Here is a 13,644-nt window from a genome sequence, read left to right as displayed (position 1 = left end):
ACGGCAGTGGCTCGGCGTCAGCTCTTCTTGGCCGGCTCTGCGGCGGGGGCCGACGTCGCTGAGGCAGGGGACGCCGGCGCCGCGCCGGCCGCCCGCTGCAGACCCGCCACGGGATCGTTGCCCAGCAGGCCGCGCAGGTCATCGAGGTAGCCCGTGATGGACTCGCGCTGCTGGTGCAGGTCCTCGACCTCGCGCGCGGCGTTCGTGCGCTCGCGCTCGGCATCGGAGACGGCCTCCGAGATGATCGATTCGGCGTGCTCGCGTGCATCCGACACGATCTCGTCCGCGTTGTTGCGGGCGTTGGACAGCAGCGTCTGCGAGTGGGTCTCGGCCTCGCGGCGCACCGCCTCCGCCCGTTCGAGCGCGACGGACAGCCGCTCCTCCGCCTCGTCCGCTCGCCTCCTGGCGTCGGCCACCATCTGGGCGGTCTCCGCCTGGGCCTCCTCGTGACGCTGGCTCAGCTCCTGCTCAGCAGCCTCGCGCCTCTGAGCGACCTCGACCTGCAGGTCCTCGCGCGTGCGTCGCGCCTCCTCCGCTGCGGACTCGGCGTCCGCGTGAGCGGCGGCGCGCTCGGCCTCCGCCTCCTTGCGGGCGGCTGCGAGCAGGCTCTTGGCCTCCTGGTTCGCCTCGGCGAGTCGCTGCTCGGCCGCGTCCTGTGCCGCCTGTGCGGCGCGTGCGGCATCGCGGTCGGCGGCCTCACGTGTCTGCGCGGCATAGGTGTCGGCCTCCCGCCGGGTGGACTCGACGTAGGCGGCCGTCTCGTTGCGCTGGTGAGCATCGAAGTCCTCGGCCTCGCGCCGCACCCGCGCCGCGTGGTCATCGGCCTCGCGCCGGGTGGTCTCGGCGTGCTCGTCGGCGGTGCGTCTGGTGTTGGCGTCATATGCGTCGGCATCCTTGCGCACGCCGCGCGCATAGCTCTCGCCCGCCGTGCGGGTCGCGCCAGCGTACTCGTCCGCGGCCTTGCGGGTCCGCGCGTCGAACGCCTCGGCCTCCGCGTGGACGGTCGCGCCGTGCTCGTCCGCAGCGGCGCGCGTGGCGCGGTCGTACTCGTCGGCCTCGCGCCGAGCGGCCTCGAGGTGATCGGCCGCCTGGGCCTGGATCTGCGCGAGGTGGGCGTCGGCGGCGCCGCGGGTCGACTCCGCGTAGGCGTCAGCGTCGGCGCGGACGGAGGCCGCGATGTCATCCGCCTCGGCGCGCACCGTGCGGTTCAGCTCGTTGGCCTCCATGCGGATGCGGTCGAGGTGCTCGTCCGCGCCCGTCCGCGTGGCCTTGTCGTATGCGTCCGCCGCAGCGCGAGTCGCCCTGTCGTACTCGTCCGCGGCCGCGCGCGTGATCTGGTCGTACTCGTCCGTCTGCTCCCGCAGCGCCGTCGTGTCGGCATCGGCCGAGGCGCGGGTCGCCTGGTCGTACTCGTCCGCACCGGAGCGCAGGGCGGCCGCCGCGGCCTCGGCATCCGCGACGAGGGCCGCGGCGGCGGTGCGTCCGGCGTCCTCGGTCTCGGTGCGGTACTCGTCCGCGGCCGCCCGCTGCGCTGCGGCGTAGTCGTCGGCCTCGCGGGTGGTCGCGGCCGCATACTGCTCGGCGTCGCCGCGGGTGAGCTCGTCGTACTCGTCGGTCTCGGCGCGCAGCGCCTGCGCCTCGCGCTCGGCGGCCGCGCGGATGTCGCGGGCATCGGTGGTCGCCTCCGCACGCAGGCTCTCGGCCTCGCGGTTCGCCTGCGTGAGGAAGGTCTGGGCCTCGTTGCGCATGCTTGCCGCATCCGCCTCGGCGGTCGAGCGCACATCCGACGCCTCGGCATCTGCCGCCGCGCGTGCCTCCGCGGCCTCCGCGAGGATGCCCTTCGCCTCGTCCCTGGCTGTCGCCAGGGTGCTGTCGGCCTCAGCGAGGAGGGCCTCGTGCTGTTCGCGCGCCTCGGCGAGCAGCTGCTCGGCCTCGCCTCGTGCCTGCTCGACCAGCTCCATCGCCTCGCGCTGCGCGGCGACGCGTGCCTCCGTCGTCTCGCGCTCGGCGATCGCACGAGTCGTGTGGGCCTCACGCTCGGCGTTCGCGCGCAGCTCCGACGCCGAGGCCTCGATGGCGCCTGCCTCACGCTGCGCGTCGCGACGTGCGCGGTCGACGATCTCGCTCGCCTGGCGCTGCGCGGACTCCCGCGCGTTCGCGGCGTCGGACTCCGCCGCGGTTCGGATCTCCTCGGCCTCGCGCCGACTCTGGGCGAGGATCTCCGCCACCTCGTTGTCCGCGCGCGCCCGCAGCTGCTGGGCTGCGACGTTGGCCCGAGCCACCGTGTCCTGCGCATGCGTGTTGGCGCGCTGCACCACGTCGGACGACTGCTCCTCCGCCGAGCGCAGCAGCTGCTCGACCCGAGCTCCGAGCCCCTTGTAGGTGGGCTGCTCGGACTCGCGGAGCGTCTTGTTCGCCTCGTCCAGCTTGGCTCGTGCCTGCGCGGCGTCCTCCTCAGCGCGCTGCGCCGCGGACTTCGAGGTGCGCAGCGCGTCCTCGAGCTGCGCCACGTGGGCAGCGACCGCTTCGCGATCGTAGCCGCGCATCGCTACTGGAAACGGGAGGGTGTCTTCCGGCATGCTGGTCTCCTTCGGCGGCGTCTGGCGACGCTGCTTGATCCGTCCACCAGGGTAATGCGCGCGCGAGAGTCAGACAAAGCCGCCTGGTGCGCCCTCGGAGCGTGATCTCCTAGAGTGGACGGTGGAAAACCTGGAGGAACTGTGAGCCTACGGACGACTGCGCTGGTCGCAGGCGTGATCGGCGTGCTGCTGCTCGCCGCCGGCCTCATCGCCGACGCCCAGCGGCCGCCGCGCGACGTGACGCCGACGGCGGCGGTCTCGACCGCCGTGGTGGCCTACGAGCCCGAGATGATCGCCTTCGCTGCCGACAACCGCATCGGCTTCTCCGGCGAAGGAGAGATCGTCGCGCTGACGGCGCGACCCTCCGACGCCCAGGCGTGGCTGTCGCAGCACGACGCGACGTATGTGACCGGCGTGCCCGACTGGGACACCCTCGCGACCGACGTCGCGGAGCCAGAGCCGTCGCCGTCCCCGTCGGGGTCGGCGTCGCCGACCCCCTCGCCGAGCGACCCCGAGCCATCGCCCAGCCCCTCGCCGTCAGCCTCGGCTGCGCCCGCTGAGGAGGTCGACCTGCTCGCCGAGGGTTCGCAGGATCACTGGCGGCAGGACTGGCGCGGCACCGGCCGCCTGTCCATCGTGGCCTCCGACGTTCCGGCCGGAGAGGTGCTGGTGGTCGTCAGCCGAGACAGCACCCCGCTGACCGACGTCGACCTGTCGCTGACGCGAGACGTGCAGGATGGCTGGATCACACCCCTGATCTGGTGGGGCGCGTTCCTCACCGTCGTCGGCGTGATCGCGCTGATCCTGCGGTTCGTCGACCTGAGGCCGGCGCAGGCCAAGGGTGAGAAGTGGATCGCCGACCGCCAACGTGTGGGAGAGGACGACGATCCCAGCCCTGGCAGCCGTCGCGCCCGCCGGGCCGCCGGCGAGCACCTGCCCGATGCGAGCCTGGTAGACGAGGACGAGCGGCCCGCACCGTCGGTCGAGTCCTCCCCCAGACGGGCGGCCTCCGCGGCCGCCGCGTCCGGCGCCTCTGCCGCGTCCGCACCCTCCGCGCCGAGCGAGGATGCGACCGACGCGGACACCACCGACGCGGACACCACCGACGGCGAGGAGGGACGCTCATGATCAGCCGCACCGTGCGCGCCGCCGGGACGACCGCGATCGCCGCCATCGCCCTGGCGGGATGCGTCTCCGACGTGCCCGCGCCCGTGACCTCGGCACCCCCGCTCGAGGCCTCGGGCGCCCTCCTGGACGCGCAGAGCGCGCGCATCATCGAGGAGACGATGGCCGAGCTCGGCGAGGCCGACGACGCCCGCGACACCGAGCTCATGACCGACCGCGTCGGCGGCGACGTGATCACGATCCGCCGTGCGGAGTACACGCTCGCCGAGGCGGACGACGGCCCAGCGCCCACGATGCTGCCCGCTGAGATGCAGGCGGTCTACGTGTCCGCCGCCGAGACCTGGCCGCGCACCATGGCGACGGTGTCCGTGCAGCCGTCGGACGAGGACACCCCGATCGTGATGCTGTGGGTGCAGGAGTCGATCGATGACGACTACCAGCTTCGCGAGTGGGCCCACATGATCCCGGGCGCGACGCTCCCGGCGATGCCGGGTCCGTCGACGGGGGCGGGGCAGCTCGCTCTCGACGACTCGTCGATCACCCCCACGGCGCAGGAGACGATCGAGCAGTATGTGGAGCTCCTCATCGCAGGCGAGGGCTCGGAGCGGGATGAGGAGTTCGCGCCCGACACCTACCGCGAGCGCCTGTTCGCGGCGCGCCAGACGTACGTCGACGCCGCGAGCGAGGCCGACGGGGAGTACGTCGAGACGGTGGAGCCCGATCTCGAGGCGTCCTACGCGATGGCCACCGCGGACGGCGGCGCGCTGGTGTTCGCACCCCTGTCGATCGGCTCGTCCTTCACCGTCGAGGACGCGACCGTGTCGATCGCCGAGGAGGACGAGCCTCTGCTCGACGGCGAGCTGGACGACACCGTGACGCACACGTACCGCGACTTCATCGTCATCCACGTGCCGGCAGAAGGCGCCGACGCCCTGCCCGGCGTCGTCGCGGCCGAGCACAATCTGATCCGTGTCTCCGACAGTTAGGCGAGCATGACCAGCGAGAACTCTGAAGCGCCCCTGCGCGGCTCCGTCGACCTCTCCCAGCTCTTGGGAGGCCAGACACAGGCGAGCGAGGGGGAGGCCCCAGCCACCGCATCGGCCCTTCCCGCACCCGTTCAGGTGACCGAGCAGTCGCTGCAGGAGCTCGCGCAGCAGTCCACTCAGGTGCCCATCCTGATCGTGTTCCTGTCGAGCGCCTCACCCGCGTCGAAGGAGCTCGTCGACCGGATGCGCGCTGTCGTCGCACGCTACCCCGGGCAGTTCGTGCTCGGCACGTGCGACATCGATGTGCAGGGCGGGCTCGCCCAGGCGTTCCAGGTGAGCGCGGTGCCCACGGTGATGGCGCTCATCGCCGCTCGCCCAGCGCCGCTGTTCCAGGGGACCGCGGACGACGAGCAGATCGCCGGCGTGCTGGACCAGGTGCTCGAGGTCGCGCGCCAGAACGGCGTCACCGGTCGCGTGGACGCAGCGCCGCAGGAGCCGGCGGGCGAGCCCGAGCCTGAGCCCCTGCCCCCTCTCCACCAGGAGGCCTACGACGCGATCGAGCGCGAGGACTACGCCGCAGCGATCGACGCCTACGACCGCGCGCTGCGCGAGAACCCCAAGGACGCCGAGGCGCGGGCTGGCCGTGCGCAGGTGAGCCTCATGGAGCGCTCCCGCCTGGCCGACCTCGACGCCGTGCGCCGCGCCGCCGCCGATCACCCCGATGACGTCGACGCCCAGCTCGCGGTCGCGGACCTCGATGTGATGGGGGGCCAGGTCGAGGACGCCTTCGGCCGCCTCATCGACCTGGTGAGGCGTACGTTCGGCGACGACCGGGAGCGCATCCGCACGCGACTCGTGGAGCTGTTCGAGGTCGTGGGTCCGACGGACCCCCGCGTCGCGCAGGCGCGTCAGTCGCTGGCCTCCGCACTGTTCTAGCCCGCGCCCACCCCCCGCGTGGTGCGCGAGTTGGGCCCAACTCGTTCCTCTAAGGCCTTAGGCGAGCGAGTTGGGCCCAACTCGCGCAGGGACGGCGGGCCGATGCGCTGGCCGGGTGGGGCTCGGAGGGCTCAGCGATGCGGGCGGAAGATGACCGCTCCGAGCGGCGGCAGCCGCACCTGCGCGGTGAAGTCGAACGGCCCCTGCGCCTTGCCCGTCGCCTTGACCTGACCCAGGTTGCCCACGCCGGAGCCGCCGTACGCGGTGGCATCGGTGTTGAACACCTCGTCCCACGCGCCGCCCGACGGCAGCGCCAGGCGGTAGCCCTCGTGCGGCACCCCAGCGAAGTTGATGACGACCGCGACGGGCTCGCCACGACTGTCCCAGCGCAGGAACGCGAGCACGTTGCGAGCAGAGTCCTCGGCGTCGATCCACGTGAAGCCCTGAGGGTCAGCGTCGCGCTCCCACAGCGCCGGAGTCGCCGCGTACAGCGCGTTGAGGTCGCGCACCATGTCCTTGAGCCCGGCATGGAGGGCGTCGTCGAGGTGCCACCAGTCGAGCGACCGGCCCTCCGACCACTCGGCCTCCTGGCCGATCTCGCCGCCCATGAACAGCAGCTGCTTGCCGGGATGCGTCCATTGGTAGGCGAGCAGCGCCCTGACGCCGGCCACCTGCTGCCAGTGATCGCCCGGCATGCGGCCTAGGAGCGAGCCCTTGCCGTGCACCACCTCGTCGTGGCTGAGCGGCAGGGTGAACTGCTCGGAGAACGCGTACATGAGCGAGAAGGTGACCGTGTGGTGGTGGTGCGAACGATTGACCGGGGACTCGCTGAGGTAGCGCAGGGTGTCGTTCATCCAGCCCATGTTCCACTTGAGGCCGAACCCCAGTCCGCCGCCGCTGGTGGGCGCCGTGACCCCCGGCCACGCGGTGGACTCCTCGGCGATCATCACGATGCCCGGGCAGTTGCGGTAGGCGGTCGCGTTCGCCTCCTGGAGGAACGCGATCGCGTCAAGATTCTCGCGCCCGCCGTGGATGTTGGGCCGCCACTGGCCGGCCTGCCGCGAGTAGTCGAGGTAGAGCATCGACGCCACGGCGTCCACGCGCAGGCCGTCAGCGTGGAACTCCTTGAGCCAGTACACGGCGTTGGCGACCAGGAAGTTGCGCACCTCGCGGCGGCCGAAGTCGAAGATGAACGTGCCCCAGTCGGGCTGCTCGCCGCGCAGCGGGTCGGGATGCTCGTACAGCGGCGTGCCGTCGAACCGACCCAGCGCCCATTCGTCCTTGGGGAAGTGCCCGGGGACCCAGTCGAGGATCACGCCGATCCCTGCCTGGTGGAGCTCGTCGATGAGGAAGCGCAGGTCGTCGGGAGTGCCGAACCTCGACGTGGGCGCGTAGTACGACGTGACCTGGTATCCCCAGGACCCTCCGAAGGGGTGCTCCATGACGGGCATGAGCTCCACATGCGTGAAGCCCAGCTCCGTGACGTAGGCCACCAGCTCTCGCGCGAGCTCGCGGTACGACAGTCCCTGCTTCCACGACCCGAGGTGGACCTCGTAGACGGACATGGGGGAGCGGTGCGGCTCCGCGCTCTCCCGGCGGGTCATCCACGGGGCGTCGCGCCACTCGTAGGTGGACTCGGTGACGATCGATGCGGTCTGCGGCGGCACCTCGGTGCGGCGCGCCATGGGGTCGGCCTTCTGCTTCCAGTGGCCGTCCTTGCCGAGGATCTCGAACTTGTAGGCGTCGCCGTCGACGACCCCGGGGATGAACAGCTCCCACACCCCGGAGGAGCCCAGCGAGCGCATGGAGTGCGACGCGCCCTGCCAGTGGTTGAAGTCGCCCACCACGCGCACGGCACGCGCGTTGGGGGCCCACACGGCGAAGGAGGTGCCGTGGACGTCGCCGAGCACGGAGGGGTAGCGGCGCACCGTCGCGCCGAGCACCTCCCAGAGGGCCTCGTGCCTGCCCTCACGGATGAGGTGCATGTCGAGCTCGCCGAGCGAGGGCAGGAAGCGGTAGGGATCGTCCTGGACCTGGGGCTCGCCGCCGTAGGTCACGTGCACGCGATAGTCGGGTGCGTCCTCGCCGGGAAGGAGCGCCTTCCACACGCCGCTGTGCTCGTGGGTGGCCGCGAACGTGCCGTCCAGGGTCTCGATGCTGACGGCGCTCGCAAGCGGCCGCAACACCCTCACCGTGACACCGTCGGGCGTGACGTGGGGGCCGAGGACGGCGTGGGGCTCGTGGTGGGTGCCGGCTGCGACGTCCTCGAGAAGTCTCGAGTCGAACTCCCTTGTTGCCACTGCTCACCGCCTGCCTGTCGAGTCGGATGGCGTGCTCGCGCCCGCGGTGAGCGGGCCGAGCGCGCGCGTGGGCGTCATCATCTCCGACACTAGCGCGACGGGAGGGGTCCCAGTGCACTCGCCACCCCCGCCCGGGGGGCGGCCGCCGCTCGAGGCGACCGGCGCATCGGCCCTGGAAGGGTGAGGGTCGCTCGTCACAGCGCCCGCACCCCCGCGACGTGCGCCATGGTCACGGCCGGGTCGAACCTCACGTAGAACTCCCTGCCCCAGGTGTAGGTCGCGTCGGTCAGCGCGTCGTCGACCACCAGCCTGGCGTCGTCCGCCAGGCCGATCGCGTCCATGTCGAGCGTGATGATCGCGTCGTGGACCACGTGCGGCTCGAAGCTGACGGCCACGATCACGGTGTCAGCACGGCCCGTCGGCGACTCCTCGGCTGGAACATGGCGCGAGTAGCACAGGATGTTGGGGTTGGAGCAGCGATGGACGGTGAGCCCGCGCAGGCGGCGCAGCGCGACGTGACGCGCGCGGGCCGCATTGAGTCGTTCGAGGGTGTCCTTCACGCCGAGGTCGCCTGCACGCGACCAGTCGCGATGCTTGAACTCGTACTTCTCGTTGTCGATGTGCTCCTCGACGCCTGGCCGAGGGATGTTCTCGACCAGCTCGTACCCGGTGTAGATGCCATAGGACGGCGAGCCGGTCGCGGCGAGCACCGCCCGTGCCTGATGGATCGCCGCGCCGCCCGCCTGGACGTCAGGGGTGAGGATGTCGTGGGTGGTGGGCCAGAAGTTGGGCCGCATGTAGAAGCTCGACTCGCCGGCGAGCTCCTCCAGGTACTCGCCCATCTCCTCCGCGTTCTGTCGCCACGTGAAGTACGTGTACGACTGGTGGAAGCCGATGCGCGCGAGGGTGTGCATCATCGCGGGCCTGGTGAACGCCTCGGCGAGGAAGATCACCTCGGGGTGGGTCCGTGCGACGTCCGCGAGCAGCCTCTCCCAGAACGTGAGCGGCTTGGTGTGAGGGTTGTCGACGCGGAAGAGCGTCACGCCGGCATCGATCCACACCTGCAGCATGTCCCGAATCGCGTGATAGATGCCCTCGGGATCGTTGTCGAAGTTGAGCGGGTAGATGTCCTGGTACTTCTTGGGCGGATTCTCCGCGTAGGCGATCGTGCCGTCGGCACGCTGCGTGAACCACTCCGGGTGCTCGGTGACCCAGGGGTGGTCGGGGGAGCACTGCAGCGCGATGTCGAGCGCGACCTCGAGGCCTTCCTCGCGCGCGTGGGCGACGAAGTTCTTGAACTGGCGCAGCGTCCCCAGGTCCGCGTGGATCGCGTCGTGCCCGCCGTCTGCCGCGCCGATCGCGTAGGGGCTGCCGGGGTCGCCAGGCTCGGCCTTGAGCGAGTTGTTGCGGCCCTTGCGGTGCGTGAGCCCGATGGGGTGGATGGGGGTGAGGTAGACCACGTCGAACCCCATCGCGGCGATCTCCGGCAGGCGCTTGGCTGCCGTGGTGAACGTTCCCGACCTCCACTCGCCCGTGCGCTTGTTGTGTCGGGCGCCCTCCGAGCGCGGGAAGATCTCGTACCACGCGGACACGAGGGCCTTCTCGCGCTGGATGAGCAGCGGGTACTCGCGCGACGGACTCACCCACTCGCGCAGCGGCCGCTCGGTGAGCTCCTCGCGCACTGGGGTCGCGATCGCGGGCGCGAGGCGGGCCTCGGGCGCCAGGTCGGTGTCCTGGAGCGCGGCGATGGCGTCCTCGAGCAGCGCCTTGCGAGCAGCCTTGCGGCGCACGGCCCGCAGGGCGCGAGTGAGGACGGCGACTCCCTCGTCGAGCATCAGCTGGACGTCGACGCCTGCCTTGACCTTGACCTCGGCGGCGTGCGCCCACGTGGAGTACGGATCGGACCATGCCTCGACGCGGAACGTGTGATGCCCCTCGAGCTTGGGGATGTAGATCGCCTCATACAGCGAGTTGCCCCAGTCCTTTGATGGCATGGGCAGCGTGTCGTGCCTGCCGTCCGGTCGCGTCACCACCACGGTGGCGCCCTCGGAGTCGTGGCCCTCGCGGAAGATGGTGGCCTGGATGGGGACCGCTTCGCCCACCACCGCGCGGGCCGGCCAGCGGCCCTCCTCGAGCGAGGGCTGCACGCCCACGACGGGGATCCGGCCCACGGACAATTCACCTGGGAATGCCATGTCTCGAACCTACCCGGCTTCGCGCGCTCGCGGCACCAAGCCCGCGCATCGGCCCCGTTGTCCCGGCGCAAGCGCCCGAGCGAGCGCAGGCACGATGCGCCCGCTCAGGCGGTCGCTCGTCTCACCAGGGTCGCTGGCAGCGTGGTGGAGGTGGCTGGCTTGCCGCTCGCGAGGCTCGTGAGCGACTCGACCATCTGCTCGCTGATCTGGTCGAACGGCTGGCGCATGGTGGTGAGCGGGGGATCGAGGCGCTCCGCGAGGCCGGAGTCGTCGAAGCCCACGACCGCGACGTCGCCTGGCACGTCCTTGCCGTGACGACGCAGGGTCTGGATCGCGCCGGCGGCCATACGGTCGGAGGCCGCGAAGACGGCGTCGACGTCAGGGGCGCGCTCGAGGATGCGCTCCATGGCGGCGGCGCCGGACGCTGTGGAGTAGTCACCCTCGTCGACCAGCGCCGAGTCGAGGGAAGCGCCCAGCTCCTCGCGATAGCCGACCAGGCGATACTTGCCGCCGGGGGTGTCGGGGGGGCCCGCGATGAACGCGATGCGCTGTCGACCGGAGCCACGCAGGTGCCGGACGGCCTCGCGCGCCGCGCCCACCTCGTCGATGGAGACCGTCACGACGTCGTCCTGGTGACCGAGCGGCAGCCCGCACGCGACGGTGGGCACGCCCGAGGCGATGAGCGTGTCCAGCATCGGATCGCGCTCGTGGGACGAGATCAGCAGCACGCCGTCGACATGGCGAGCGCCCACGAAGTGGGCGACGTTCCTGCGCTCCTCGTCGGTTCCGGCGAGCAGCAGCACGAGCGTCTTGTGCCGCTTGGAGGCAGCCTCCGCGGCGCCGCGCAGCAGGATCGAGAACGTCGGGTCGTCGAACAGGAGCTGGGTGGGCTCGGTGAGCAGGAAGGCGATGGAGTCCGCGCGGCCGGTCGCGAGCGAGCGGGCGTGGTGGTTGGCGTAGTACCCCGTGGTCTCGATCGCGCGCTCCACGGCCTCGCGAGCGGCGGGGGAGACCCAGTGGCCGCCGTTGATGACGCGCGACACCGTGCCGCGCGACACGCCAGCTGTCGCGGCGACATCGCGGATGGTGGGCTTGCGCGTGCCTTCGGTCGTCACGGAGACAGAGCCTAGCCCGCAGGGGGCTGACGGCGGCCCGCGACGCTCGTGCGACGAATGCAAACGGTAACAGTTTGACGACGACTGTGGCGGAGATTTGCGCTTGAGCGCACGGCCCGGCAGTATGTAAGCGTTTGCACACCGGGCAGCCGGGAGCGGTCACAGTTGCGTAACGAAGTGGGCGTCCGGTTGCGGGTCGGCTCCTTGGCGGAGTTACGCTGTGACCGGTCACAGTAGGTCTCGATGGTGACTCGCGAACGCGGCGCGATGCCGCCCGACTCGATGGAGCGTCATGACGGCAGATGCCTTTCCCGCGCTGAGCGGCCTGGCCTATGGCGGGGACTACAACCCCGAGCAATGGCCCCGTGAGGTCTGGGACGAGGATGTTCGCCTCATGCAGGAGGCCGGCGTGAACCTGGTCTCTGTCGGCATCTTCTCGTGGGCGCTGCTCGAGCCCAAGGAGGGCCTGTTCGAGTTCGGGTGGCTCGACGAGCTGCTGGAGCTGCTGCACGCCAACGGCATTGCGGTCGACCTCGGTACGCCGTCCGTCTCCCCTCCGGCGTGGTTCTTCCACCAGTACCCCGAGTCGCGCGTCACGCTCAGCGACGGCACGGTCATGGGCTTCGGCTCGCGAGGGATGGCCTCCCACGCCTCGACGGAGTACCGCGCGGCGATCGAGCGCATGGCGGCCGAGCTCGCTCAGCGCTACGGCACCCATCCGGCTGTCGTGATGTGGCATGTCCACAACGAGTACGGAGTCCCGGTCGCCGAGGACTTCGGCCCGCGCGCGGTCGCGTCCTGGAGGCGCTGGCTGCAGCAGCGCTACGAGACTCTCGAGGCACTCAACGCAGCGTGGGGCACCGCGTTCTGGGGACAGTGCTACGACGACTGGGAGCACGTGGTGGCCCCGGCGGCGACGCCCACCACCGTGAACCCGGCGATGAAGCTCGACTGGGCACGGTTCACCGACGAGCAGCTGCGCGAGTGCTTTCGGCTCGAGTGCGAGGCGATCCGCGCGCATGCGACGCAGCCGATCACGACGAACTTCATGGCGCATCAGTCATGGAACACCGATCTGTGGAAGTGGGGCCGGGAGGTCGACGTGGTCTCCGACGACCACTACCTGTGGTGCGCGGACGAGGAGGCCCACATCGCGCTCGCGCTGTCGGCCGACCTCACTCGCTCCGTGGCCCGCGGCAACCCCTGGATGCTGCTCGAGCACTCGACCTCGGCGGTCAACTGGCAGGGCCGCAACGTGGCCAAGCGCCCAGGGGAGATGCGTCGTAACGCCATGACGCACCTCGGTCGCGGTGCGGACGCGATCATGTTCTTCCAGTGGCGCGCCTCGCGATCGGGTGCGGAGAAGTTCCACTCCGCGATGGTGCCCCACGCCGGCCCGCAGTCCCGCGTGTTCCGCGAGGTCGTGCAGCTCGGAGCGCACCTGAAGGCGCTCGAGGAGATCAAGGGCTCGCGCGTGATGGCCGACGTCGCCGTGCTCTACGACTGGGAGTCGCTGTGGGCGCAGGACCTCGAGTGGCGTCCGTCGGACGACCTGCAGTTCCGCGAGCGCATGCGCGCCTACTACGAGCGGCTGTGGTGCGACGACGTGACCGTCGACTTCGCTCATCCCGAGGATGACCTCTCGCGGTACCGGCTGGTGGTCGCTCCGGCCTCCTATCTGCTGACGAAGGCGGCGGGGGAGAACCTCACCTCCTACGTGGCAGGCGGCGGCACCCTGCTCGTGTCGTGCTTCTCCGGGATCGTCGACGAGCACGACCGTGTCCACGAGGGTGGCTTCGGCGCGCCGCTGCGCGACGCCCTCGGGCTCACCGTCGAGGAGTTCCTGCCTCTGCGGGAGGGTGCCACGATGTCCGTCGAGCTCGACGGCGAGCGCCTGAGCGCGGACGTCTGGGCCGAGCACATCGCCCTGTGCGGTGCGCAGGTGCGCGGCACATTCGCCGACGGCCCCGGCGCCGGGCTGCCGGCGATCACGCGGCACACGCACGGTGACGGACAGGGCTGGTACGTAGGCACGCGCCTGAGCTCCGCCGAGCTGTCCGCCGTCATGTCCGGCGTCTACGCCGATGCGGGCATCGCCCCGGCCGCGCACCACGAGGCTCTCGAGGTGGTCACGCGCCGCGGCGACTCACACGACTTCGTCATCGTCGTCAACCACGGCGACGCTGACGCAGAGCTGACGATCATCGGGACCGATCTGCTGACCGGCTCCCGGATCGACGGAACGCTCGAGCTGGCGGGGGGCGACGTCGCCGTCGTCCGCACCGCCCAGTCTCGGCAGGGAGGCGATCACAGGTGACCGCCTCCCGAACGGCTGAGGCCGTGCAGGCAACGACAGCATCACCACCACACACCACACCTTCCGGCCACGTCGGCTGAAAGGAACACCC

8 protein-coding genes are annotated in these 13,644 nt (G+C 71.0%); 4 read left to right on the top strand and 4 right to left on the bottom strand.

Annotated elements, in window-relative coordinates; translation table 11 throughout:
• Positions 1-17: 17 nt before the first annotated feature.
• The gene (locus B7K22_RS02480; protein WP_144276199.1) at positions 18-2,579 is read right to left on the bottom strand and encodes a hypothetical protein; all 2,562 of its coding nucleotides are present in this window, start codon (positions 2,577-2,579) and stop codon (positions 18-20) included.
• Positions 2,580-2,720: 141 nt separating this feature from the next.
• On the opposite strand from B7K22_RS02480, the gene B7K22_RS02475 reads away from it, so the two are divergent.
• From B7K22_RS02475 to B7K22_RS02465, 3 genes are read left to right on the top strand one after another with little or no spacing between them, the layout of a single operon-like run.
• Complete coding sequence (locus B7K22_RS02475; RefSeq protein WP_084038194.1) at positions 2,721-3,707, top strand: hypothetical protein; 987 nt, start codon at positions 2,721-2,723, stop codon at positions 3,705-3,707.
• Positions 3,704-4,690: a hypothetical protein gene (locus B7K22_RS02470; RefSeq protein WP_084038193.1), complete on the top strand. Its 987-nt coding sequence runs from the start codon at positions 3,704-3,706 to the stop codon at positions 4,688-4,690. Before B7K22_RS02475 ends, B7K22_RS02470 begins: the two co-directional genes overlap by 4 nt.
• Before the next feature lie 6 nt (positions 4,691-4,696).
• Positions 4,697-5,626 carry a tetratricopeptide repeat protein gene (locus B7K22_RS02465; protein ID WP_084038192.1) on the top strand — a complete coding sequence of 310 codons (930 nt, stop codon included), beginning with the start codon at positions 4,697-4,699 and terminating at the stop codon, positions 5,624-5,626.
• Between the two features lie 131 nt (positions 5,627-5,757).
• Here B7K22_RS02465 and glgB read toward each other — a convergent pair whose 3' ends face one another.
• The 3 genes from glgB to B7K22_RS02450 all read right to left on the bottom strand — a co-directional run bounded on the left by glgB (position 5,758) and on the right by B7K22_RS02450 (position 11,236).
• The gene (glgB, locus tag B7K22_RS02460) at positions 5,758-7,926 is read right to left on the bottom strand and encodes a 1,4-alpha-glucan branching protein GlgB (RefSeq protein WP_084038191.1); all 2,169 of its coding nucleotides are present in this window, start codon (positions 7,924-7,926) and stop codon (positions 5,758-5,760) included.
• A gap of 194 nt (positions 7,927-8,120) precedes the next feature.
• Complete coding sequence (locus tag B7K22_RS02455) at positions 8,121-10,121, bottom strand: alpha-1,4-glucan--maltose-1-phosphate maltosyltransferase (RefSeq protein WP_084038190.1); 2,001 nt, start codon at positions 10,119-10,121, stop codon at positions 8,121-8,123.
• A 104-nt stretch (positions 10,122-10,225) separates the two neighbouring features.
• On the bottom strand, positions 10,226-11,236 hold the full coding sequence (locus tag B7K22_RS02450) for a LacI family DNA-binding transcriptional regulator (protein ID WP_084038189.1): 1,011 nt from the start codon (positions 11,234-11,236) through the stop codon (positions 10,226-10,228).
• Positions 11,237-11,528: 292 nt separating this feature from the next.
• On the opposite strand from B7K22_RS02450, the gene B7K22_RS02445 reads away from it, so the two are divergent.
• On the top strand, positions 11,529-13,553 hold the full coding sequence (locus B7K22_RS02445) for a beta-galactosidase (protein ID WP_084038188.1): 2,025 nt from the start codon (positions 11,529-11,531) through the stop codon (positions 13,551-13,553).
• Positions 13,554-13,644: the final 91 nt, after the last annotated feature.

Origin of the sequence: Demequina sp. NBRC 110053, from assembly GCF_002090095.1 — a bacterium.
Taxonomy (GTDB): Bacteria; Actinomycetota; Actinomycetes; order Actinomycetales; family Demequinaceae; genus Demequina.
This window is presented reverse-complemented; position numbering and strand designations above follow the sequence as displayed.